At 65.0% G+C, this 21,839-nt stretch carries 21 protein-coding genes; 10 read left to right on the top strand and 11 right to left on the bottom strand.

The window, feature by feature from the left end; all coding sequences use genetic code 11:
* Positions 1–95: 95 nt before the first annotated feature.
* Positions 96–680, bottom strand: a complete 585-nt coding sequence (locus tag ACTIMF_RS12970) for a TetR/AcrR family transcriptional regulator (protein ID WP_442350710.1) — start codon at positions 678–680, stop codon at positions 96–98.
* Between the two features lie 96 nt (positions 681–776).
* On the opposite strand from ACTIMF_RS12970, the gene ACTIMF_RS12965 reads away from it, so the two are divergent.
* Positions 777–1,919: an acyl-CoA dehydrogenase family protein gene (locus ACTIMF_RS12965; protein ID WP_442350709.1), complete on the top strand. Its 1,143-nt coding sequence runs from the start codon at positions 777–779 to the stop codon at positions 1,917–1,919.
* Positions 1,920–1,983: 64 nt separating this feature from the next.
* Entirely contained in the window at positions 1,984–2,844 is an 861-nt protein-coding gene (locus ACTIMF_RS12960) for an SDR family oxidoreductase (RefSeq protein WP_442350708.1), read from the top strand.
* Between the two features lie 15 nt (positions 2,845–2,859).
* On the opposite strand, the gene ACTIMF_RS12955 is transcribed toward ACTIMF_RS12960, so the two are convergent.
* From ACTIMF_RS12955 to ACTIMF_RS12945, 3 genes are read right to left on the bottom strand one after another with little or no spacing between them, the layout of a single operon-like run.
* Complete coding sequence (locus tag ACTIMF_RS12955) at positions 2,860–4,338, bottom strand: phospholipase D-like domain-containing protein (RefSeq protein ID WP_442350707.1); 1,479 nt, start codon at positions 4,336–4,338, stop codon at positions 2,860–2,862.
* 30 nt (positions 4,339–4,368) lie between these two features.
* Positions 4,369–4,986: a hypothetical protein gene (locus tag ACTIMF_RS12950; RefSeq protein WP_442350706.1), complete on the bottom strand. Its 618-nt coding sequence runs from the start codon at positions 4,984–4,986 to the stop codon at positions 4,369–4,371.
* A 3-nt stretch (positions 4,987–4,989) separates the two neighbouring features.
* Positions 4,990–5,151: a hypothetical protein gene (locus ACTIMF_RS12945; RefSeq protein WP_442350705.1), complete on the bottom strand. Its 162-nt coding sequence runs from the start codon at positions 5,149–5,151 to the stop codon at positions 4,990–4,992.
* Here ACTIMF_RS12945 and ACTIMF_RS12940 point away from each other — a divergent pair.
* Together ACTIMF_RS12940 and ACTIMF_RS12935 are read left to right on the top strand one after the other, a co-directional pair.
* Positions 5,150–6,385 (top strand): sensor histidine kinase, encoded by a 1,236-nt coding sequence (locus tag ACTIMF_RS12940; RefSeq protein ID WP_442350704.1) that lies wholly within the window; start codon positions 5,150–5,152, stop codon positions 6,383–6,385. The two genes, ACTIMF_RS12945 and ACTIMF_RS12940, sit on opposite strands and share 2 nt — an antisense overlap.
* Complete coding sequence (locus tag ACTIMF_RS12935; protein ID WP_442350703.1) at positions 6,382–7,083, top strand: response regulator; 702 nt, start codon at positions 6,382–6,384, stop codon at positions 7,081–7,083. The genes ACTIMF_RS12940 and ACTIMF_RS12935 overlap by 4 nt, the downstream gene beginning before the upstream one ends.
* A gap of 135 nt (positions 7,084–7,218) precedes the next feature.
* On the opposite strand, the gene ACTIMF_RS12930 is transcribed toward ACTIMF_RS12935, so the two are convergent.
* From ACTIMF_RS12930 to ACTIMF_RS12920, 3 genes are read right to left on the bottom strand one after another with little or no spacing between them, the layout of a single operon-like run.
* Positions 7,219–7,710, bottom strand: coding sequence for a flavin reductase family protein (locus ACTIMF_RS12930; protein WP_442350702.1), 492 nt, complete (start codon positions 7,708–7,710; stop codon positions 7,219–7,221).
* 8 nt (positions 7,711–7,718) lie between these two features.
* Positions 7,719–8,351 carry a 3,4-dihydroxy-2-butanone-4-phosphate synthase gene (locus ACTIMF_RS12925; protein ID WP_442350701.1) on the bottom strand — a complete coding sequence of 211 codons (633 nt, stop codon included), beginning with the start codon at positions 8,349–8,351 and terminating at the stop codon, positions 7,719–7,721.
* A gap of 52 nt (positions 8,352–8,403) precedes the next feature.
* The gene (locus ACTIMF_RS12920; protein ID WP_442350700.1) at positions 8,404–8,799 is read right to left on the bottom strand and encodes a nuclear transport factor 2 family protein; all 396 of its coding nucleotides are present in this window, start codon (positions 8,797–8,799) and stop codon (positions 8,404–8,406) included.
* A 287-nt stretch (positions 8,800–9,086) separates the two neighbouring features.
* On the opposite strand from ACTIMF_RS12920, the gene ACTIMF_RS12915 reads away from it, so the two are divergent.
* Complete coding sequence (locus tag ACTIMF_RS12915; RefSeq protein ID WP_442350699.1) at positions 9,087–11,729, top strand: ATP-binding protein; 2,643 nt, start codon at positions 9,087–9,089, stop codon at positions 11,727–11,729.
* A gap of 60 nt (positions 11,730–11,789) precedes the next feature.
* On the opposite strand, the gene ACTIMF_RS12910 is transcribed toward ACTIMF_RS12915, so the two are convergent.
* Together ACTIMF_RS12910 and ACTIMF_RS12905 are read right to left on the bottom strand one after the other, a co-directional pair.
* Positions 11,790–12,626, bottom strand: coding sequence for a mycofactocin-coupled SDR family oxidoreductase (locus ACTIMF_RS12910; protein ID WP_442350698.1), 837 nt, complete (start codon positions 12,624–12,626; stop codon positions 11,790–11,792).
* Positions 12,627–12,687: 61 nt separating this feature from the next.
* Entirely contained in the window at positions 12,688–13,881 is a 1,194-nt protein-coding gene (locus tag ACTIMF_RS12905; RefSeq protein ID WP_442350697.1) for an acyl-CoA dehydrogenase family protein, read from the bottom strand.
* A 121-nt stretch (positions 13,882–14,002) separates the two neighbouring features.
* On the opposite strand from ACTIMF_RS12905, the gene ACTIMF_RS12900 reads away from it, so the two are divergent.
* A complete protein-coding gene (locus tag ACTIMF_RS12900) occupies positions 14,003–15,202 on the top strand; it encodes a phosphotransferase (RefSeq protein WP_442350696.1) in 1,200 nt (399 codons plus the stop codon).
* Complete coding sequence (locus ACTIMF_RS12895; protein WP_442350695.1) at positions 15,199–16,254, top strand: TIGR03857 family LLM class F420-dependent oxidoreductase; 1,056 nt, start codon at positions 15,199–15,201, stop codon at positions 16,252–16,254. Before ACTIMF_RS12900 ends, ACTIMF_RS12895 begins: the two co-directional genes overlap by 4 nt.
* Before the next feature lie 27 nt (positions 16,255–16,281).
* Here the strand turns inward: ACTIMF_RS12895 and ACTIMF_RS12890 are convergent, their stop codons facing one another.
* Positions 16,282–17,928, bottom strand: a complete 1,647-nt coding sequence (locus ACTIMF_RS12890; RefSeq protein WP_442350694.1) for a class I adenylate-forming enzyme family protein — start codon at positions 17,926–17,928, stop codon at positions 16,282–16,284.
* 106 nt (positions 17,929–18,034) lie between these two features.
* Here ACTIMF_RS12890 and ACTIMF_RS12885 point away from each other — a divergent pair, with 106 nt between their 5' ends.
* The 3 genes from ACTIMF_RS12885 (at position 18,035) to ACTIMF_RS12875 (ending at position 21,408) form a co-directional block, all read left to right on the top strand.
* Entirely contained in the window at positions 18,035–18,895 is an 861-nt protein-coding gene (locus tag ACTIMF_RS12885) for a TetR family transcriptional regulator (RefSeq protein WP_442350693.1), read from the top strand.
* A gap of 118 nt (positions 18,896–19,013) precedes the next feature.
* Positions 19,014–20,429: a 4-hydroxyphenylacetate 3-hydroxylase N-terminal domain-containing protein gene (locus tag ACTIMF_RS12880; protein ID WP_442350692.1), complete on the top strand. Its 1,416-nt coding sequence runs from the start codon at positions 19,014–19,016 to the stop codon at positions 20,427–20,429.
* A gap of 187 nt (positions 20,430–20,616) precedes the next feature.
* The gene (locus tag ACTIMF_RS12875) at positions 20,617–21,408 is read left to right on the top strand and encodes a helix-turn-helix domain-containing protein (protein WP_442350691.1); all 792 of its coding nucleotides are present in this window, start codon (positions 20,617–20,619) and stop codon (positions 21,406–21,408) included.
* On the opposite strand, the gene ACTIMF_RS12870 is transcribed toward ACTIMF_RS12875, so the two are convergent.
* Positions 21,390–21,728, bottom strand: a complete 339-nt coding sequence (locus tag ACTIMF_RS12870) for a hypothetical protein (RefSeq protein ID WP_442350690.1) — start codon at positions 21,726–21,728, stop codon at positions 21,390–21,392. The two genes, ACTIMF_RS12875 and ACTIMF_RS12870, sit on opposite strands and share 19 nt — an antisense overlap.
* Positions 21,729–21,839 lie beyond the last annotated feature (111 nt).

The raw sequence follows: 21,839 nt of genomic DNA, 5'->3' as shown, positions 1-21,839 counted from the left end.
GCCGCAGCCGTGCAGGTCGTGGCCGGATCTCCGCATCTGTGTGAGCCTCGCCACGGGCGGTGGGGGCAGGTGAGTGGTGGTCGGGTCCTACCGAGTCACTTGCCGATGCCCGACGTGAGGATCGCCGCGAGTTCGCGGTAGGCGTCGGCGTCGTCCAGTCCGGTCGTCGCACGGACGCCACGTTGTTGAATACGCGCCATGACGGTAGCGGTCAGGTCCGCGGCGAACGCGGCGTGGACGGAGCGGAACTCGCCGGTATTCACGCCCTCGTCGATCAGTTCTTGCACGCGTTCGGCGGCCATGCGCGTGTTGCGCTCATAGACCTCGCGGGCGGGCGCGAAAGCGCTGAGGTCGGTCATGAAGCGATCCGAGGCCGGGGCGAGAGCGGTGCCGACGGCGTCGAGGTAGCCGACGATTCGTTCGCGCGCACCGGTGACCGAAGCGATCCGGGCTTCTACTTCGTCGGTCGCGCGCCGGAAGAAGTGCACGGTCGCAGACCGCACGAGTTGCTCCTTGCTGTCGGCCAGTGTGTACAGCGTCGACTTGGAGCACCGCAGGCGTCCCGCGATCTCGTCGAGAGTGAAACGAACGAACCCTTCGGCGAGGAAGAGGTCGACGATCGCATCGAAGAGTTCGACGCGGCGTCGAGTTGCGAATTCGGACGGAAGCGGAGTTCCCATGACTGTCGATGGTACTGACAGCGCTCTTGCAGTACTGCCCGCATTGGGATACTGATTGATGTACGTCAGTACTGTTTTTAGTCCTAGGAGTATCGAGTGCCTGTAGATCGTCTGTTGCCGAGCGACGAGGCCCGCGACCTCGTCGCGCTGACCCGCGAGATCGCCGACAAGGTGCTCGATCCGATCGTCGACGAGTACGAGAAGCACGAGCGCTATCCGGATCAGGCGTTCGCCAGACTCGGCGAAGCCGGGCTGCTCAGCCTGCCGTACCCGGAGCAATGGGGAGGCGGCGGACAGTCGTACGAGGTCTACCTTCAGGTCCTCGAGGAGATTGCGGCCCGCTGGGCAGCCGTGGGCGTTGCAGTCAGCGTTCACACCCTCGCGTGCCATCCGCTCATGGCTTTCGGTACCGATGAACAGCAGGAGCGTTGGCTTCCCGACATGCTCGGCGGCGGCACGGTCGGCGCCTACAGCCTGTCCGAACCCGATGCCGGCTCGGACGCCGCGGCTCTCAAATGCGCCGCGCGCCCCGTCGACGACGGCTACCGACTGAACGGGACCAAGAGTTGGATCACGCACGGCGGGGTCGCCGACTTCTACAACGTCTTCGCGCGGACCGGAGCGGGATCGTCCGGGATCTCCTGCTTTCTCATCGATAAGGAGACCGATGGCCTGACCTTCGGGAAGCCCGAGGAGAAGATGGGGCTCACGGCAGTACCGACGACGTCCGCGCATTATGAGGACGCGCACGTGCCGAGTGATCGCCGTATCGGGACAGAGGGGCAGGGTCTGCAGATCGCGTTCAGCGCCTTGGACTCCGGACGTCTCGGGATCGCCGCCGTGGCGACCGGTATCGCGCAGGCTGCGTTGGACGACGCGGTGGCGTACGCGAACGAACGTCAGTCGTTCGGCACAGCGATCATCGGCCACCAGGGCCTCGGGTTCCTGCTCGCCGACATGGCGGCCGCCGTCGACTCCGCGCGTGCGACCTACCTGGAGGCGGCCCGCCGCAGAGACGCCGGGTTGCCGTATTCGCGCCAGGCCTCGGTGTCCAAACTGATCGCGACCGACGTCGCGATGCGGGTGACCACCGACGCCGTGCAGGTGTTCGGCGGCAACGGGTACACGCGCGATTACCGCGTCGAACGCTATATGCGGGAAGCCAAGATCACTCAGATCTTCGAGGGCACCAACCAGATTCAACGCCTGGTCATCGCCCGCAGCCTCGCTGCGCGGTGACCTGCTCGGGCGTTCCTGACCCCGACCACACGACCGAAGAACCAGAGAGAAGGGATCGTCCCCTATGACGACCGCATCCGCACCCAGCCGCGCCCTCGAGGGGCGCACACTCATCATGTCCGGCGGGAGCCGAGGTATCGGTGAGGCCATCGCGGTCAGCGCCGCGCGGGCCGGCGCCAACATCGCACTCATCGCGAAAACGGCCGAACCGAACCCCAACCTTCCCGGAACCATCTTCACCGCGGCGCAGGCCATCGAAGAAGCGGGTGGCCGAGCACTGCCGATCGTCGGTGACATCCGCGACGACGCTCAGGTGACCGACGCCGTCGCTCGCACCGTCGAGGAGTTCGGCGGCATCGACATCGTCGTGAACAACGCGAGCGCTCTGGACCTGTCGCCCGCCGATGCGTTGAGCATGAAGAAGTACGACCTGATGCAGGACATCAACGCGCGTGGCGCCTTCCTGCTTTCGACACTGTGCATCCCGCACCTGCGGAACTCTGCGAACGCTCACGTCCTCACGCTGTCGCCGCCGATCGATCTCGATCCGAAGTGGTTCGCAGGCATCGGCACCGGGTACACGATCTCGAAGTTCTCGATGTCGCTCGTCACGATCGGCCTGGCGGCGGAACTGAAAGACGATGGAATCGCGGTGAACTCACTGTGGCCGCGTACGACCATCGACACCGCAGCCGTCCGTAACATCCTCGGCGCCGAACTGGTGTCCAAGAGCCGTACACCGCAGATCGTCGCCGATGCGGCGATGGCGATACTGTCCCAGCCTGCGAGCGCAGCGACCGGTCAGTGCTTCATCGACGACGAGGTGCTCGTCGCGAACGGCACGGACGACCTGTCGTCGTACCGAGTGGCTCCCGGGCCGTCGGATGACCTCGAACTCGACTTCTGGATGGATCCGATGGGCTGATTTGCAGCACTCCTCTCAGAACGGGAGCAGCGACCGGATTCCGCGCACGGTGCGACGCAGGACGGCGCGATAGATGTGTTCGAAGCGGACCGAGTCGACGTCTTCGGGGTCGATGAGGTCGCTGTCGGCGAGGGGCGAGTCCTCGTCCGCGGTGTTCTCACGGGTGAACGGTATGAGTGTTCGTGCGTCTGTGCGGAGCAGGTCGATCGTCTTGACCAGCGAACGCTGCTCGGCGAGGGCGGCGTCGAACTCGGTGGCGGTCACGTCGAGATGTTCGGCGATCAGTCGGGTCCGCGTCGCCGAGATCGCCGAGCGGACGGTGGCCGACTGATCGTCGTTGTCGATGGCGTCGATCGCCACGTCGCATTCGGTGTCGAAGCCGAGCGAGCGGTTGTTCAGATTGGACGATCCGATGCGTAGGATCCTGTCGTCGGCGATCAGGACCTTGGCGTGCACGTAGATCGGCTCGTCCTCGGCGGTGACGGGGAAGAATATGCGGAACCGGTCGTGGACGTCGGCGTCCCAGATGTTCCGCAGCAGTCGGTAGCGCGCGCCGTCCATGGAGCGGCGTTCGATGTCGCCGTCGGCATGCCGGGGCAGGACGACGACGATCTCGGGGCCGTCGTCCTCGTTGAGTCGGGTGATCAGGGCGCCGACGATTTCGCGCGAGGCGAGGTATTGGCTCTCGATGTACAGGGTGTCTCGCGCGGTCGCGATCGCTGCGAGATACAGGCGGCGAATCTCGTCGACCGCTTCGCGGCCGTCGTGCTCGGGCAGAGTGCGGGACACGCCGACCGTCACAGCGGTCAACGTCGGCTCGAGTCCCTCCGGCCAGACCGGCGCCGGGTCCGGTGCTATCGGAGGCAGTCGGTCACCGGTCGCGGCCTCCCACCGGTCGTATGCGACGGTGGCGACCGCCAGCGCGGCCTCGCCGTCGAGGGCGAGTGTCGCGTCGTGCCACGGGCCGTACTCCTCCCCAGTGGGTGTCACGCGGTGCTCGTTCGATGTCCGGTGGTCGGAGGTGTCCCACCGGTCGACCGTCATGTCGATCCCACCGCAGAAGGCGAGCTTGTCGTCGATGACGGCGATCTTCTGGTGGTGTGCTGCGGTGATCGGGTGCGCTGCGTCCACGCGGTAGTGGAGTCGACGGCCGGCGATGAGGTCCTGGACCAGTGGCGGCAGCATGCCCCGCGCGATCCCCGTCACCGCGCCGATACTCCACCGGAGGACGAAGATCTCCAGATCGGGACGGTTCTTGGTGAGCCACCCGAGGAGGTCCCCGAGTTCGTCAGGCACGTCGTGCGACGCTGCGTCGCGCGTGAGCTCGATGCGCGTGTCGAAGTCCCATCCGACGAGGATGACGCGTCGCTGCGCCTGCAGCAGCGCCGATTTCGCGTGCGCGAAGTAGTCGGCGGCATCGACGATCACGGACAGCCGCCCGGCGTGCGCCGTCTGCCTGCACGTGTCGCCGGGGACCAGGATGGACTCGGTCATCGTCGTGCCTGCTGACGTGTAATCACCGCTTCAGTCTTGCAGGTTAGGGGAGGACCGAACTGGGGGACCGGCGCTCGCCGTGAATGCGGTTGTCGCCTCGCGCCGGTTGTCCGGGAGGAGGATCTTGTCGAGAAGCCATGCGGCAGCGGCCATCATGAGCAATGCGTCGAGGTAGTGGCAGGCCATCGCGCCGAGATAACTCGGGCCGCCCCACGCATTGACGGTGAAGTCGGGGTCCAGTCCGCCGGTCACCTGAAGGCCGGCCCGGTACGCGCCGTACAAGAGGACCGCGGCGGGGAGGAGTGCGACGAGCCGCCACGATCCGCGGCCGCGGACGGCGTCGGAGAACGTTCGTCGCGTTCGCCGCACGGCGCGTTCGCTCAACGGGAGCAGCAGTACCGACCCGCGCCGGCCGGACCGTCGACGGTGGACCCAGCCGCCGACCGAGAACACGGCGGTGAGCAGAGCCAGAAGGGCGTGCGGCCACCACGCGGCTGTTCCGGACAGATGCTCGGCGGGGACCGGTGGTCGACGAGCGAAGACGACGACGCCCTGTGCCAGACCTGCCGCGAACAGGATTCCAAGGACGGCCAACAGCGGGCGGGACAAGCGTGGGCGGATCGACTGGTGTGCGGTTGCGGTGATCATGGTTCAACGATCCCGCTGTGAGCAGGACGTGTCGTCGATCCGCGGGCCGGAGTTCGCGCCCTCCTCCAGGAGGGTGCGTCGGTCGGGGTCGTCCTCGAGGAGGACCCGGAGTGCGGCCTCGCGAACGACTCGGACAGCGTTGCGCGCTCGTATGTTGATAGGCATGGTCCTCTCATCGCAGTCGCCGACCGCCGAGCACGCGCGCGAGCCGTGGCTGGTTCGAACCGAGACCCGTCTCGGCACAGAGCGGGCGGCGATGCTGGTGGATCTGGTGATCGCGATCGGCTGCTTCGCGGTGTTCACCGGACCGGTTCTGTCGGGCGTCGCCGACCGTCATGGTTCGCCTGCGGCGCAGGCGGTGTTCGGGGCGTTGGCCGCCGCGCCGCTGATCCTCCGCCGGAACCGGCCGATCGCGGTGCTGGTGTGCGTCACCGTCGTACTGGTCGCGGCGGTGCTCGCGGGGGTGCAGTTCACGCCGTTCGTGTCAGATGCCGGACCGGTGTTTCCGATCGCCGTCTACACCGTCGCCGTGAGATACCGGCGATCGGTGTCGGTGCCGGTCTCAGGCGCGGCGGCCTTGATCACCGCGATCGGAAGTGCCGTGGCCCTCGCTACGAACTCCGGTATCGACCAGGATGCGGTCCAACTCCTGCTCGCGGTTCCGGCCTGGCTGATCGGCGACGCGACGCGGGGACGTCGGGAGTTTCAGCGGCAGGTCGGTGAGCAGGAACGTCGATGGGAGGACGAGAGACAGCAGCGTCGTCGCGCGGAGGATCGTCTGCGACTCTCGCGCGACGTACACGACATCGTCTCCCACAGCCTGAGCATGATCGCTGTTCGTTCCGGTATCGCCCGATTGACGTTCGACGACAATCCCGACGAGGCCCGCCGCGCCCTCGGCACCATCGAGGCGGGTAGCCGAGAAGCCCTCGCCGATCTCCGCGGCGTACTTCGCGATATCCGAAGCGTTGACTCCAGGCAAGCGCCGCCGGCCCCCGGTCTCGCCGAGCTGTCGGCGCTTGCCGCGCAGATCAGTGACGATGGAGTGGTCTCGGTGATCCTCACCGAGGAGGGGGTGCCGCGCAGCTATCCGCCCGCGATCGATCTGTCCGGCTACCGCATCGTCCAGGAGGCTGTCACGAACGTCGTCAAACACGCACCGGGCGCCACGGCGACGGTTGTGATCTCGCATCGGGCAAGCGAATTGGTGCTGACCGTTGCTGATGACGGTGGTCGCGAGGCAGCGAAGTCGCCGGGCGGTGCGGGCCTCGGACTCGCCGGAATCGGAGAACGAGCGGAACTGTTGGGCGGCGACGCCACTGCCGGCCGCGGTCCCGACGGCGGATTCACCGTGCGCGCGAGACTCCCACTGTCCGCCCTACCCGGTGGTCCCGAGTGAACAGCATTGCTGCCCAACCGATCCGCGTGCTCGTCGTCGATGACGAGCAGTTGGTTCGTGCGGGATTTCGCCTGTTGATCGATGCGACCACCGATCTGGCCGCGGTGGGTGAGGCGGGCGACGGCGGTGAAGCCGTTCGCGCCGCTAGACGTCTGCGGCCGGACGTCGTGGTGATGGACATCAGGATGCCGGGGATCGACGGACTCGAAGCGACACGGTTGATCGCCTCAGGCGACGACGCTCCGCGGATTCTGATCGTCACAACCTTCGACGACGACGAGTACGTGTTCGCCGCGCTCCGCGGCGGGGCCAGTGGTTTCCTCCTCAAAGACACGCCACCCGAGGAGATGTTGCACGCGATCCGCACCGTTGCACAGGGCGACGCTCTGCTCGCGCCGACCGTCACCCGACGCCTTATCACGGAGTACGTTCGCACCCCGACACGTTCGGTGTCCCGGCCGGGAGTGCTGGACACGCTCACCGACCGGGAGCTCGACGTATTCGAACTGGTCGCGGCGGGGCTGTCGAACGGTGCGATCGCCGAACGTCTGCACCTCGGGATCACGACCGTGAAGACGCATGTGGGGCGACTGCTGACCAAGCTCGATGCTCGTGACCGTGTGCAGTTGGTGATCTGCGCGTATGAGACCGGTGTCGTCGCGCCGGGTTCGAGTGGGACCGCCCCCTCAACTACATAGCCACACCCTCAATGCGTCTTAGCAGCCTCCGCCCAGGCTGCTAAGACGCATTGATGCTGCGATGGCTGAGATGAGCGTGCGCGATTGTGGGTCACCGATGAGACATCATCGACACCAGTTCGTGTAGGACCCGGTTCAGGAATGAGCCAGATGCGTGCCGAATCCTCTGCGGTAGTAGGTGAGCGGCGCAGCGTCGCTATCGATTCCGATGTCGGTCACTGCGCCGACCAGCATTCGATGATCGCCCGCAGGAAAGGTGTCGGTCGTCTCGCACGACAACCAGATCGCGCATCCGTCGAGTCGAGGGCTCCCGCCGCTCGCGTGCCACCGGACGTTTGCGAGTTTGTCATCGCCCTTGGTGGCGAACCTGGTGGCGGTGTGCTGCTGGGTGGAGCCGAGGACGTTGACGCCGAACAGTCCGTGCTGCTCGATCATCCGGAGGCAGTCCGACGACTCGGCGAGGGCGACAGCGACGAGTATCGGGTCCATCGATAGCGACATGACCGCGCTGACGGTCGTGCCATGCGGCCGATCGCCGTTCATTGTGGTGATCACGCTGACCGGCGAGCACATGCGCGACATCGCGTCCCGGAATTCGATGGCGAGGGCGGACGTCGTAGATGTCATGAGGGTTCCTATCGGGCGTTGAGAAAGTGGTCGACGGATATGCCTGCGAGGTGTGAATACCGAAGGACAGGCATGCCCCAAGCCAGTGCTTCCTCGGCGGAGGCCACCTGACACGGATGGATCCGCGAGGTGAGCGATGCGAAAACAAGTGGCGAGGAAGTACCCGAGAGGCTTCGGTGTGCGCCGAGGGTTCCTGCGCGCGAAAGAATCTGAACCCTGTCGCGCACATCCGCATCGGCGTCGTCCACGAGCACCGGGATGACATGCCCTGGCCGCGTGAGGGACGTCGGTCGAGCCGAGGGGTCCGCGATGGTGCGGACCGTCGTGCACCGGTCGCGCGCCGAGATCCCGGTCGTCGTGCCTTCGACGGCGTCGACGGCCACGCACATTCGACCCGCGTATGAGGGCGCCTCCGTATCCCAGGTTCGGCTCTCCCACGTCATGGGCGGCAGACCAAGACGGGTAGCGCACGCGGGATCGACTGTCACACAGACAAACCCGGATCCCAAGGTGATCACCCGGCTCATCGATCGGGTCGTCGCGTGGTGCGCGAGCAGAACGACTTCGCTCCCGGTGTGGCAGATGTCGTCCACGGTGAGAACGGGTCGCCCGCCGGCGAGTGCGTCGAGTGCGCTCTCCATGGACGAGGCGTACCTGAGGCGGTCAAGTGTGGATATCATGGCGTGGGACGAGTCAATTCGTCAGGCCTGCGGCGGCCCAGAAACGTTCGAACGACGACGGAACCACGTCGGTGCCGCGTGTCACCTTTCCGTCGACGAACCGGTGGGCCATGACCATCGTGATGTCGAGTTCCTTGTCGCCCAACCGTCGGTACGCGCGGATCTTCGCCACCACGATCTCGTCTCCGATCACGTCGGTCTCTACGACTTCGTTGCTCGACTCGTCGAGTTTGGACAGGACCCCTAAGCCTTCGAGGAATTCAGCTTTCGTGTACACACGCTGGGTTCCGTCGAACGTGAATCCTGCCCACGTCATTGAGTCGTCATAGAGGTTCACGAGCGGTTCGGCATCGCCTCTGTCGGCGGCGGTGAATGCCGCGGTGAGGGCTTCGGCGTTCTTCTGGGACATCGTCGTCTACCTTTCGTCAGGGCCGTCGGCTCTGGTGCCGATGTGCACCCCATCACTGTTGCCGACTGCGTCTCCCGCGGTAACCGTCCGACTACGTGATCCACCGCTCGCGAGAAAACGGAGAACGTGGATTGGCGATCTGCACAGGTGGGGAGGCCCGTTATCGGAGGGCTCCAGTGGAGGGGCAGGGGCGCCGTCGGGGCGGTGACACAAGTTGACCCCCTGTACTGAGTATGGTCACACCAGATACGAGAAGTGATCAAGATCGCATTTGTTGGGAGTGGCCGGTGAACGCTGACGAGTGGCACGAGATCTGTCGCTATTACGACGAAGGTGAGTCGATCAAGGGAATCGCGCTTCGCCTGGGAATGTCTCGGAACACCGTTCGCCGGGCCTTGTCGCTGGAGGCTCCGCCCGCAGACCATCGGCAACTGAAAGGATCGGCGGTCGACGTCGTCGATCAGCAGATACGTGACCTGATCGCCGATACCCCCGACATGGGAATAGCTGCGATCGGGCGCATAGTCGGGTGGGAGCGGTCCCGCACATTGCTTGCGCGGCGAGTCACGGAGGTCAGGGCGGAGGAGGTAGCCGCGCGGCGCGCGGCCTCAGCCGTCGCTGTCCTTCCGCAATGTCCCACCAGCTTCGTCGGAAGGCGTGTCGAGCTGCGCGATCTGCGTGGCCTGCTCGGCGACCACCGGTTGGTGACCGTCCTCGGGCCCGGCGGCATCGGAAAGACGCGGCTCGCGGTCCAGGCGGCGTCGGACTATCGGCGCGCGTTCCCCGGCGGTGTACGGTTCGTCGACTTGACCTCGGTGCGGAACGACGAGCTTCTCGGCCAAACGGTCTGTGATGCATTGGGATTGGAGAGTCGAGACGCACACGATCGGTCCCCGGAGGACACGTTGATCGAGTACCTTCGGACCCGTCGTATGCTCCTCGTTCTCGACAACTGCGAGCATGTTATCGGCGGGGCCGCCGACCTGGTTGCTCGGCTGCTCGAAGAGACGACAGGCCCACGAGTGATGGTCACGTCGCGGGAGTACCTCGCGATCACCGGCGAATACGTCCTGAATCTCAATCCGCTGCCGATTCGCGATGCGGGTCGGGACGCAGTCGAACTCTTCACCAATCGAGCTGCGGCCGTGCTGTCGGGGTTCACGGTCGACGACTCGAGCATCGAAGTAGTCCGCCGAATCTGTGAGCGGCTCGACGGGTTGCCACTCGCGATCGAACTGGCCTGCGCGCGACTGACCGTCCTGTCGGTGCACGAGTTGGCCGAGCGACTCGACCACCGGCTATCGCTGTTGACGGTAGGCTCCAGGGATCGGACGTTTCGGCACCGGAGCCTGCACGCCACGATCGACTGGAGCTACGAACTCTGTAATGACGCGGAGCGGTTGCTGTGGAGCCGTGTTGCTGTGTTCGCTGATGGATTCGATCTTGACCTCGCTGCGCAAGTATGTGCGATCGATGGCGCTGTGTCGGAGCCGGAGTTGTTCGACACGGTCAGCGGACTGGTCGCGAAGTCGGTACTGGTTCGCGAGACGAGTGGGAGTCACAGCCGGTTTCGAATGCTTGAATCGATTCGCGAATACGGATGGGGAAGACTGTCGCCGAGCGAACGCGCCCAGATGATCGCGAAGACCATCGAGTGGTGTTCGCGCGTGATCGTCGATTCCGCCGCTCACTGGTTCGGTCCCGACCAGGTCACGAAGGCGGCGGTCGTGCAGACCAACCGCGCAAACATTCGATTGGCGCTGCACCACGCGTTGACGGTGTCGTCGAACACCGATCAGGTACTGATCGCCACCAACGCGTTAGCCGAGGCGCCGTTTCTGTGGGCGTGCGGGATCTCGATCCGCGAACATCGCATGTGGCTGACTCGTGCGGTGGAGCTGCCCGGGATTCCAGAGGCGACGAAGGGCCAGATGTTCGGGGTTCTGGCGCTCGCGCAGACCCTTCAAGGGGACCGGACGGCGGCAGATGAGTCGATGCGCAACGCGCGGATGATTGCAGAGTCGGAGCACGATCGGGTCACCGCCGCGTTCGCGACACACACCGAGGGCCTGCGGGCGATGTTCAGCGGCGAATTCGCCACGGCGAAGGCCAGATTCGCTGAGGCCGCACGGCTGTACGCACAGCACGACGTCGGTCCGACGATGATCTCGACACTGCGAGTGCATCAGGGCATGCTGTTGAGCGCACTGTCAGATGTGGCGGGCGCGCGAGCGATCTTCTCCGATGTTCGCGCTGCGGCCGAGGCCGCGGGCGAACGTTGGTTCCACTCGTATGCGACGTACGGGCTCGGTCTGGTGGCGTTGCTCGACGACGACGCCGCGACGGCTTCCGCTCTCGCGCGTCAAGCGCTGGGCGACCACCGCCCGTTCGGTGACACGGTCGGCACCACGCTGATGTCCGATCTCGTCGGTTGGACACTCGAAGCCGGAGGCGACAGCGCCGGTTCCGCAGTGGTGTTGGGTGCGGCGTCGTCGATGTGGGGCTCCATCGGGCAGCAGCTCTACGGGTCCGACCACTGGAACGCACTCCGGGAAGAAGCCGTCGTTCGAGCTCGCGGACACCTCGGCGACGACGTGTTCGATCGCGAATGGGAGCGCGGTCGAGCGATGTCGACGGCGGAACTGTACGAGTTCGTGTTCGCCTGCCACGATGTCGCGCGCACCGCGCTCGCGGAGGTCGACGCGGTGGCCGCCCCCCGGCTCCGATCGCGATCGTCACCCGCGTCGGCCGTGGCGCTGTCGAGTCGTGAGAAGGAAGTCGCCTCGCTGGTCGCAGCCGGGATGACGAACAAGGAGATCGCCGAAAAGCTGGTGCTCTCACCTCGAACCGTCGAAGGCCATGTGGAGCACGTACTGCGGAAGCTGTGCCTACGGCGACGCGCAGAGGTCGCGTCAGCCTTGTCCGGATAGGGAGTCAGCGGAGCGCAGAAGGACCTCGCCGAGATCGCGGCGAGGCCCTTCCGTCATACGTCAGACCTTCGACAATGCACCCGCGTCGATCGGGAGGGCGATCCCGGTGACGTAGCGTGTGTCGTCCGATGCCAGCCAGACGACAGCGTTCGAGATGTCGATCGGTTCGAGCCACGGCGTCGGCAGAACGTTCATTCCGCTCTGGCAGGCTTCGCGGAAGTCCTCGTGTGTGGGACGGTCCAGGTCCGGACGGAAGAGTCGATACATGCCTTCGTGATCGATCATGTCGGTGAGCACCGATGTCGGGTGCACCGAATTGCACCGGATGCTGTGCGCGCCGAGCTCGTTCGACGCGGTTCGAGCGAGGCCGGTGACGCCGTGCTTGGCGGCCACATAGTGGGCGAAGTTCGGGAAGCCCTGCAGACCGCCGGTAGAACTGATGAGGACGATCGACCCGCCTTCACCCTGTTCGATCAGATAGGGGACCGTCGCGCGCATTGTCTTCCAAACACCACTGAGGTTGACGTCGATCATCTCGTCCCACTGGTCTTCGGTCAGTTCGTGCAGCGGTGCGGACGAGAAGATACCGGCGTTGGCCACGACGGTGTCGAGGCGCCCGAACTCCTTGATGCCTGCGTCGACGGCGTTCTGCAGACCCTGGAGGTCCCGGACGTCCGCGACAGCTGTGTACGCGTGCTTGCCTGTCTTCTCGACGAATCTTGCGGTCTCGTCGAGGTCTTCGGGTGTGCTTCCTTTGTACTCAGTCGACGCGACGTCAGCACAGAGGTCGATGGCGATGATGTCGGCCCCCTCTTCGGCCAGCCGAATCGCGTGCGAGCGTCCTTGTCCTCGCGCCGCACCTGTGACGAGTGCGACCTTGCCGTCCAATTTTCCCATGATGATCTGGTTCCTTCTCTAGCGTTCTAGGTGGATCGAAAGTTGCTTCGGAGACTCGTCGTCACTGCTTCTGGTAGCCGGCCAGGATTGCGGGCGCAGCCTCGGCCAGGGTGATCCGGTCGATCAGTGCGTGCTGAGTCGCAACGGCGGCGTCGCGGACACAGCGCCCGAGGGCACTGGGGTTGCGAACAGTCGCGCTGCCCGCCCAGCGGTGCGCGAACGTGACCACTTCGCCGGCCACTTCCTGGACCCAGGTGGCTACCTGACGCATTCGAGCGCGCTGTTCGTCGCTGATCGGTTCGCCCGCTGCGGCGGCCGTTTCCGCATCGCCGTAGACCTCGTAGACATACGCTTGCGCGGCACGGAACATCGCTTCGTGGCGGGCGAAGTCGAGACGGAAGAGGTCCGAGTCGCCGACCACTCCGGTGTACCCCGGGCGCACCTTGGCTTCGACGATCTTCGCGATCTCTTCCAGGGCGCGCTGCGCGAGCCCGAGCGCGACGGGAGCGTGCCCGCCGACGCCGATGCCCAACAGGCCGAGTTCGTAGACGGGTTCGGGGCGCACCGGCGTGGTGGAGAACGTCTCCATCGTGTGATCGTCCGGGACGAACTGGTCGTCGACTCGGTAATCGTAGGAACCAGTGCCCACCATGCCCATGACATCCCAGTTGCCGAGGAACTGGACCTTCTCGCGCGGCAGGAAGGAGATCCTCGCATCCGGCTGTCCGTCGGCGTCGAGGACCGGGTCGCCGTTCTCGTCTTTGACGATGAAACCCGCGCCGATCCAATCCGCATGAGCGGAGCCGCTCGCGAACTGGTACCCGCCGGTGACGCGGAATCCGCCGTCGACGCGTACTGCCGATCCGGTGGGAACGACCATTCCTGCGGTGATTCCTCGGTTGTCGCCGAAGATGCCCAGTGCGCCAGTCGGATTCATGTAGCCCGCCGCGACCGCCATGCTGCAGCTGTTCGCCATGAACGCCCAGCCCGTCGACCCGTCGGCACGCGAGAGTTCTTGGATGACGCGGAAGGCGGACACGATATCCAAACCTGCGCCGCCGTAGTCCTCGGGCACCAGGATCCAGAAAAGGTCGCGTGCGCTCAGAGCCTCGAACGCGGGCGCGGTGATAGTGGCCGCAGCCTCGATCTGGTCGGCTTCGGCCTCGATCACCACGGCCGCGCTGCGTGCCCGATCGAGATAGTCCGCGCCGCGTGCCGCTGTATCTGACTGCGGTGCGATCTCAGTGGTAGTCATCGGTGACAGTCCCTTCCGCTGCACTACGGCAGCATCTGAATGTGGTCTGACTCACACGATCGCAGGCTGGGCGCGGGGATGCAGGCGGGGAACTACGTGGTCTCATACGTGGTCCTCGCGTGTGGCGTCGGCGGTCCGCTATGTCCAACACTGGGTGCTGCCGCGGCGCCGGATATTGACTCGATCACAATCGAGGAATAGCGTAATCAGCATCACTCTGTTTGTGACACTAGAGTCACAGAAAGGATCGCCGACAGTGCATTCGTCCGACATAAATGCCGAATGGATCAATCGGTCTCTCCATGATTCCGAGTCCTTACCGCCTGGATCTACCGTTAACTCAATCGAAGTGTCGCCGATCGGAACTGGTCAAGTGGCGGACAGTGTTCGCGTGGTCATGGATATTGATGGCGACTCGAAATTCACGTCTTTGGTTGCGAAAGTCTCCTCCGACAACGACGACAGCAGGGCCGCGGGCCGCACCGAACTGAACTATCTGCGGGAGGTGCGGTTCTATGAGGACATCGCACCGAAGCTGACGGCGAGAGTCCCGCAGTGCTACTACAGCGAGATCTGCTCGAACGGGACCGAGTTCGTGCTTCTGCTCGAAGATTTGTCGCCTGCGCAGGCTGGAAACCAGCTCGAAGGCGCGTCGATCGCCGACGTGGAGGCTGCAGTCCGCCAGGCGGCGGCGTTTCACGCGCCGTTCTGGGGAGGCGACGGATTGTTCGGTTCGGAGTGGCTCGATATCTCCGGCGACTATTGGCAGCGATTCGAAGAGATGATGCCGCAATGGTGGGCGGGGTTCCGAGAGCGCTATGCGGGTGCTTTCAGTGACGACCAGCTTGCTTTCGGGGACCGATTCGTCCGCGGTATCGATGGCTACTACCGCCTGATGAAAGAACTGCCGCCCACTGTGCAGCACGGTGACTTCCGGCCGGACAACCTGCTGTTCGGCGTAGGGGGCGATCCTCTGAGCATCGCCGTAGTCGACTGGCAGACAGTCCTTCTCGCCCCTGGCCCAGTGGACGTGGCGTACTGCATCGGTGGAGCGCTGCCCGTCGATGTGCGGCGAGAGAACGAAGAGCGTCTCGTCGATCTGTACCGGAGTGAATTGGGCAGGCTGGGCGCTGACGCCGATACGAACGAGCTGAAGCGTGGATACGCGGCCGGGACATGCCACAACTTCATCATCGGTGTCGCGGCCGCGATGCTCGTCGTCCGCACAGACCGTGGCGACTCACTGTTCTGCTCGATGGTCTCGAATGCGATCACGCATGCTCAAGACCACCGGGCACTCGACTTGATTGGGGCGAAATGATCTCGGATGACGTCGATACTCCGCGTTTTCCGGAACTCGGGTTCTATACGCTTGGCGGTCACGTCGAGTCCCCGCGCGACATGTTGGATGAGCTGCGACTGGCCGAAGAGCTGGGGATGGGAAACGCCTTCATCTCCGAGCGTCTGAACGTCAAAGAAGCGTGCGCACTGTCCGGGGCCGCGGGCGCCGTCACGAGCTCGATCGACATCACGACGGCCGCTACGAACATCAGTACGCGGCATCCGGCAATCTCCGCGGCGTTCGCGACCACGATGCACCGGATGACAGGAGGCCGATTCGTCTTCGGGATCGGTCGAGGCCTCCGTCCGCAGATCTCTGCGCTCGGCCTGGCTCACACGACAACGGCCGAAATGGAAGAGTTCGCTCAGGTCATGCGCACCCTCTGGTCGGGCGCGGCGATCACCGATTACGACGGTCCACTCGGGAAGTTCCCGAGACTCGAACTCGACCGGCGGTTCGACGAGGACATACGGCTGGCTACTACCGCGTTCGGGCCGAGCACCCTGGGAATGGCCGGACGGTCTTTCGACCTTGTCGTCCTCCACACGTTCTTCGATGATGAGACGGTCAGGCGAATCGTGGAGACTGTCAGGACGAGTGCGGAGCGGGCGGGACGCGATCCGTCGTCGGTCAAGATCTGGTCCTGTTACGCGACAGTGACGGACGAACTCCCCGAGGACGCCTTCGTGAAGAAGACGGTCGGCAGACTCGCCACCTATCTCCAGGTCTACGGCGACCTGCTCGTCAAGACCAATCGATGGGACCAGTCGCTGTTGCAGCGCTTTCGCGAATCCGGTGTGGTCAACGAACTGAGCGGTTGGGCGGACGCGGTTGCGACGCCTGAGCAGTTGGAACGGCTGCGCGAGGTCCTGCCGGACGAGTGGCTGAAGTGTGCGGCCACCGGCTCACCAACCGAGTGTGCCGAACAGGTGAAGGGTCAATTCGAACTCGGGGTCGACGGCGTCATCATGCACGGAGCGACGCCCACAGAACTGGCTCCGGTGGTCAAGGCGTATGCGGATTGCCGCTGATGTCGTCGGCCTGATGGGTGGACGCCGCTACGTCACCGCGCCATCACGAAGACTGCGACGCAACAGCTTGCCGCTGGCTGTCTTGGGGATGTCGTCGAGGATCGTGACGTCACGCGGAGCCTTGTAGGCGGCGAGGCGTTCCTTTGCGAACGCGGTCAACTCGGTCGGCGTCACCTCGGCGCCGGGACGAAGACTCACAAACGCATGCACGGTCTCGCCGCGGTAAGAATCGGGCACGCCGACGACGGCTGCCTCCCGGATCCCCGGATGCTCATAGAGCACGTCCTCCACTTCGCGCGGCCACACCTTGAATCCGCTCGCGTTGATCTGGTCCTTCATCCGATCGACGATGAAGAACCAGCCGTCGGAGTTCATGAATCCCACGTCTCCGGTCCGCAGCCCGGCCGGTGTCAATGCCTCGGCAGTCGCCTCGGGTTTGTTCCAGTAGCCCGAGACGATCTGGGGCCCCGACGCGACGAGTTCACCGGCCTCGCCTGCGGGGAGGTCCTGGCCGTCGTCACCGACCACCCGCACGACCGTGTCGAAGACCGGCACGCCGACGGCGGTTGCCCCGGATTCGGTGTCGAGGGGTGCCATCGCCCCGAACGGCACGGCGATCACGGGGGAGGTCGTCTCGGTGAGCCCGTAGATGTTGTGGATGGTGTGACCGAACGCGTTGCGGAACTCCTCAAGCATGGAGGGCGGGATCGGCGCGCCTCCGGAGTAGACCTTCGTCAGCGATGCGAGGGTTTCACGGCTGGCGTGTGCAGCGTTCATCAGTGCGATGAACACGGTGATCGAACCGACCGTGAACGTCGCGCGGTGACGGGCGATGACGCTGACGACCTCGTCGGCGTCGAACCGGTACGTCAACACCAGCGGGGCACCGGTGACCAGGGACAGTCCGACGTGCCCGACGATGCCGGTGATGTGAAACAGCGGAGCGATGCCGAGGATCACGTCGGAGGAGTCGATCCCGATCCAGTCGCGGTAGACGCGCGCGTTGAAATACAGGTTCGCGTGCGACGTCATCGCGCCCTTCGGCGGGCCGGTGGTGCCGGAGGTGTACGTCAGCACGGCAAGGTCGCTAGACGTAGGGACCGTTTGGTCCGGTCGTCTGCCCGCCGCGTCCTCGATCATCGTCGCCATGTCGAGAGCATCGGTCGCGTGGCGCGCTGGGCGCGCGTCTGCCCGGTACTCGAACTCGGAGGTCGTGACGACGGTGTCGACGCCGACGGCAGCGACGACCTCGGCCGCCACGTCGCGGTACAACGACTCCAAGGTGATCAAGACGGATGCGCCGGAGTCGGCGACGATCTCGGTGAGCTCCCGACCGCGGTACATCGGATTCGCCGACACCACGACGCCGCCAGCCTTCCACACGGCGAGCTGCGCGATCACGTACTGCGGGACGTTCTGCAGGTACAGCACCGCGCGATCACCCGGCGCGAATCCACGGTCGCTGAGCGACGCCGCGAACGCGTCGCTGTGTCGGTCGAGTTCGCCCGCCGAGATGGTTGCGCCGAAGTAGTACACGATCGCCCGGTCGGGGGCCTGCGACGCTACCTCACTGAACGCGTCGAGCACGGTCGACACTGACGGATCACCAGTGCTCAATGCTCGTCGCCCTGCTGGGTACTGGGCGAGCCAAACTCGCTCGTCGTACACGGTCATCGGGTCGCTCCTCCATTGCCCAGTGCCCACCGAACGATCGATCGGTATTACCTAAAATGGCACTATTACCGTGTGTATGTCAATCTAGATTAGCTATCCTAAATCAATGAATAGTAACGGCGATGCACGCGACGCGTCGGTCGGATCCCGGCTCCGCGGCGCCCGACTGTCCCGCGGTCTGAAAGTCCGTGACCTCGCCGAGCGGATCGGCGTCAGTCCGGCGACGATCAGTCAACTCGAGAACGATCGGGCGCACTTGACGGTAGTCCGTCTCGAGGAAGTGGCCCGTGAACTCGCGATCCCGGCGGCCCGGATCCTCGCCGGGGAGCTGCCGGTCGCCGCGCCGCGGAGGGGTGTGCTCGCTGACCCGCCATCTGTTCGCGACTGGCGGACGTATTCGCCTGCCGCGTTTGATCCGATCGTGGAGGCGGCGCTCGCCGAGTTCCTCGACGTCGGCTATCACGGCACCACGATGCGGCGGATCTCTGCGCGCAGCGGTGTCTCGGTGCCGGGCATCTACGCCCACTTCGCAAGCAAGCAGGCGATTCTTGTGCACATCCTGGATACGACGATGACCGACCTCGAATGGCGGACGAGGGCTGCGCTCGGCGAATGCGACGATCCGCTCGGACGGTTCCGGTGTCTTGTGGAGAACCTTGCGCTCTACCACACGTACCGGCGTGACCTGGGATTCATCGGAGTCAGTGAGGTGCGCGCACTGGAGTCGGATAGTCGTCGGTTCATCGCGGGGCGTCGGACCGCGCAGCAGGAGGTGGTCGACGATGTTCTCGCCGAGGGGGCACGCGCAGGCGTCTTCGACGTCGAGAATCCGCGAAATGCAGGCCGCGTGGTGGTCTCGATGTGCACGGCTCTGCCGACCTGGTGGCATCCGGGTGGCCGATTGACGCCCGAAGCGGCATCCGAGCAGTGCGTAGCATTCGCTGTCCGGCTCGTTGCTCGTATTTAGAAATGCTAATCTAGCGCCGATTGTGACCGTTGATACTTGACTTACTCCTGAACGATCGATCACTGTTTCTCGTTGAGCGCATACTCGACCGCTTGCAGTGAAGGGAAGTATTGGGCACATGGCACTTCGAACCGCACAGGCCTACCGAGACGGACTCCGCGACGGCAGACGAGTCGTCTATCAGGGGCGCCGCGTCGACGATGTCGCTGAGTTCCCCGAGTTCGACCTTGCCATCACCCACTCCTCCCTCGCCTACGACATCGCTGAGGAGCACCCCGAACTCGCGATCGCCGACGACGGAGACGGCCCGTACACCGCGTTCTACCGGGTGCCGCGCACCGCCGAGGACATCGTGAACCGCGGCAAACTCATCGAAGCGGTGTCGCGCATGGGCGCGGGAACGATCGTCCTCAAAGAGGTCGGCAGCGACGCACTGTTCGCACTGCTGCGGGCACTGGAGGGCGGCGGGCTCGACAACGCGCGCGAGTTCTACCGGTACTGCTGCGAGAACGACATAGCGCTGGCCGTCGCGCAGACCGACGTCAAGGGCGATCGTTCACTCCCGCCGCACAAGCAGGCCGACCCCGACCTGTACCTCCGTGTCGTGGACGAGGACGACGAGTCGATCACGGTGTCCGGGGCGAAGGTGCACACGTCGTTCAGTGCGAACGCCGATGAGATCCTCGTCCTGCCGACTCGCGCGATGAGCGCGGCCGACGCCGACTGGGCTGTGAGCTTCGCGGTCCCCGTCGACACCGAGGGCCTCACTCTCTATGTGTCGCCCTATCTGCACGGCGATATGGACCCGTTCGAACATCCCGTGTCCAGCAGGCACAAACTGCTCGAGAGTCTCACCGTCTTCGACAACGTTCGCGTTCCGAAGTCGCGGGTGTTCCTCAACCGGGAGCCAGAACTGGCCGGTCCGTTGGCGTTGGCCTTCGTCGACTACCACCGCTTCACCGCGGTGAACTACAAGCTCCCGATCCTCGACATCATCGTCGGGGCCGCTATCGCCATGGCCGAGGCCAACGGTATCGCGGGCGCGGGCCACGTCAAGACCAAGATCACCGAACTGATCACCTACACCGAGACGGTTCGCGGATTCGCTGAGCTCGCGGCCGTCCGGTCGGCGGCCGGTGGCAACGACGTCCACTTGCCCGACCCGCTCGCCGTCAACATGGCCAAGTATCACTTCGCGCACGGATTCCACGCTGCGACAGCGACTCTCATCGACCTCGCGGGAGGCCTCATCGTCACCGGTCCTGGTGGTGCCGACTGGGCCGACCCGGACACCAGGGCTGTGCTCGAGAAGTATTTCGCATCGGCGGTCCCCGCCGAGCAGCGACTTCGGCTGATCAACCTGATCGGTGACATCTGCACCGGCCAGTGGGGCGGCTACCAGTCGGTGCTCGCCACGCACGCCGAAGGCTCGCTCGAAGCCGAGAAGCTGCAGATCGCGCGGGCGTTCGACGACTCGCGCGCTCGCGAGGCCGTGGCACGCGTCCTCCGGGAAGCTGCGAACTCGCGCCGCTGAGTCGGCGTGGTCCTCTTGTGAGTCTGGACGCCGAGAGGATTAGAAATTCTAAATTCTGCGCGACAGCGCTGGGGAGAATGCAACACTTTCACGTGGAGGAATCGGATCAGACGATTCTGCGGAGACGGCATCTGGTAACGGTCGTTCGGATCTTCTCCGAGGGCCGCGCTGACGAACGGATCGGTACATGATGATGCAGGCGGCGTACGACGTCTTGTCACGACGTCAGATGCGTGCCGTCCTCTCGGTACTCGAGCGGTGCGAAGAACTCGACGAGGGCCCCGAATTCCGAGAGGGCCTCGCCGACGCGGTCTCGTCCGCCTTCGGGATCGCCAACATGACCTTCTTTCACGGCCCGACCTACTCGAGCATCTTCGACGACCCGGCACCGCTGCTGACCGGATCGACGGCCAAGCTCCTGCCGGACTATCAGGAGTGGTGGCGCGACAAGGACGTCTTCGCGCTCCCCGAAGCGCGAGGCGCTCTCACGGACCGTGGATTCGCGACGTTGGACGAGCTGTCCCGCCTTCCGCGTCCGCAGCACTCGTACGTCGTCGACTATCTCCGGCCGCACGGAATCGCGACGGCCTCGGCCATCCACCTGACGCTCGCCGACGGTGAGGCGTTGCTCGGCATGTTCGACCAGGCCGACGTTTGGGACGAGACGGATCTCGTCGCAGTCCGTCTCCTCGCGCGGCAGTTACGCGCACGCACGGCGACGGTGTCGGTGTCCCGGTCGGCGACCGACGAGCTCGCCGGGCTCACGCCCCGCCAGCGGGAGGTCGCTGCTCTGGTCAGCGAGGGGTGCACCAATTCCGAGATCGCCGACCGGCTGTTCCTGTCCGAGCTGTCGATCAAGAAGTACATCAGCCGGATCTTTGACGTCACCGGCTTCCGCAACCGATCTGAGCTGGCTGCCGCGTGGCTGCGCAGCGAGCGTGCCGGGCGCAGCCGCGCCGGTCATCCGGCGGGTTCGTAGGCGATCACCGACAGACCCGACGGTGCAGTGAGCGGGACCCGGGTCTCGTGACCGCCGACTGTCGGCTCGCCGACCGCCCAGCCCAGTTCGTGGGCGGCGGCGATGACGGCGGCGAGATTCCGGGTCTTGGCCAATATGCTCCACGCCGGACCGGCTGCCTCATCCGACAGCTTGAAACCCGACCATGCCGCCCACCCGGCACCGTCGGAGAACGACGGCGAGCCGAGGACGGTCTCCACATCGCGGGACGTGGCCTGCCAGTCGGCGCTCGCGTGCATCACCGACGTGCTCTCGAACAGCTCGCCCATCGCCTCGGCCATCACGCCACCACTCCGGTCGCACCGATCAGACGATGGCCCATCCGATCGCGTTTGGCCGCAAGGTAGTCGGCGTTATCCGCGGTCGGCGACGTCTCGAGGCCGACGACGGAG

It is taken from the genome of Gordonia sp. (in: high G+C Gram-positive bacteria), from assembly GCF_052106715.1.
Lineage (GTDB): Bacteria > Actinomycetota > Actinomycetes > Mycobacteriales > Mycobacteriaceae > Gordonia.
Note: the sequence above shows the minus strand (reverse complement) of the source record. Positions and strands in the feature narration are given on the sequence as shown.

What these genes read in the sequence shown, in the direction of transcription:
- ACTIMF_RS12970 (WP_442350710.1), bottom strand. Translation starts at nt 680, where the DNA reads ATGGGAACTCCGCTTCCGTCCGAATTCGCAACTCGACGCCGCGTCGAA.
- ACTIMF_RS12960 (WP_442350708.1), top strand. Translation starts at nt 1,984, where the DNA reads ATGACGACCGCATCCGCACCCAGCCGCGCCCTCGAGGGGCGCACACTC.
- ACTIMF_RS12955 (WP_442350707.1), bottom strand. Translation starts at nt 4,338, where the DNA reads ATGACCGAGTCCATCCTGGTCCCCGGCGACACGTGCAGGCAGACGGCG.
- ACTIMF_RS12950 (WP_442350706.1), bottom strand. Translation starts at nt 4,986, where the DNA reads ATGATCACCGCAACCGCACACCAGTCGATCCGCCCACGCTTGTCCCGC.
- ACTIMF_RS12940 (WP_442350704.1), top strand. Translation starts at nt 5,150, where the DNA reads ATGGTCCTCTCATCGCAGTCGCCGACCGCCGAGCACGCGCGCGAGCCG.
- ACTIMF_RS12945 (WP_442350705.1), bottom strand. Translation starts at nt 5,151, where the DNA reads ATGCCTATCAACATACGAGCGCGCAACGCTGTCCGAGTCGTTCGCGAG.
- ACTIMF_RS12930 (WP_442350702.1), bottom strand. Translation starts at nt 7,710, where the DNA reads ATGACATCTACGACGTCCGCCCTCGCCATCGAATTCCGGGACGCGATG.
- ACTIMF_RS12925 (WP_442350701.1), bottom strand. Translation starts at nt 8,351, where the DNA reads ATGGAGAGCGCACTCGACGCACTCGCCGGCGGGCGACCCGTTCTCACC.
- ACTIMF_RS12920 (WP_442350700.1), bottom strand. Translation starts at nt 8,799, where the DNA reads ATGTCCCAGAAGAACGCCGAAGCCCTCACCGCGGCATTCACCGCCGCC.
- ACTIMF_RS12910 (WP_442350698.1), bottom strand. Translation starts at nt 12,626, where the DNA reads ATGGGAAAATTGGACGGCAAGGTCGCACTCGTCACAGGTGCGGCGCGA.
- ACTIMF_RS12905 (WP_442350697.1), bottom strand. Translation starts at nt 13,881, where the DNA reads ATGACTACCACTGAGATCGCACCGCAGTCAGATACAGCGGCACGCGGC.
- ACTIMF_RS12895 (WP_442350695.1), top strand. Translation starts at nt 15,199, where the DNA reads ATGATCTCGGATGACGTCGATACTCCGCGTTTTCCGGAACTCGGGTTC.
- ACTIMF_RS12890 (WP_442350694.1), bottom strand. Translation starts at nt 17,928, where the DNA reads ATGACCGTGTACGACGAGCGAGTTTGGCTCGCCCAGTACCCAGCAGGG.
- ACTIMF_RS12885 (WP_442350693.1), top strand. Translation starts at nt 18,035, where the DNA reads ATGAATAGTAACGGCGATGCACGCGACGCGTCGGTCGGATCCCGGCTC.
- ACTIMF_RS12880 (WP_442350692.1), top strand. Translation starts at nt 19,014, where the DNA reads ATGGCACTTCGAACCGCACAGGCCTACCGAGACGGACTCCGCGACGGC.
- ACTIMF_RS12875 (WP_442350691.1), top strand. Translation starts at nt 20,617, where the DNA reads ATGATGATGCAGGCGGCGTACGACGTCTTGTCACGACGTCAGATGCGT.
- ACTIMF_RS12870 (WP_442350690.1), bottom strand. Translation starts at nt 21,728, where the DNA reads ATGGCCGAGGCGATGGGCGAGCTGTTCGAGAGCACGTCGGTGATGCAC.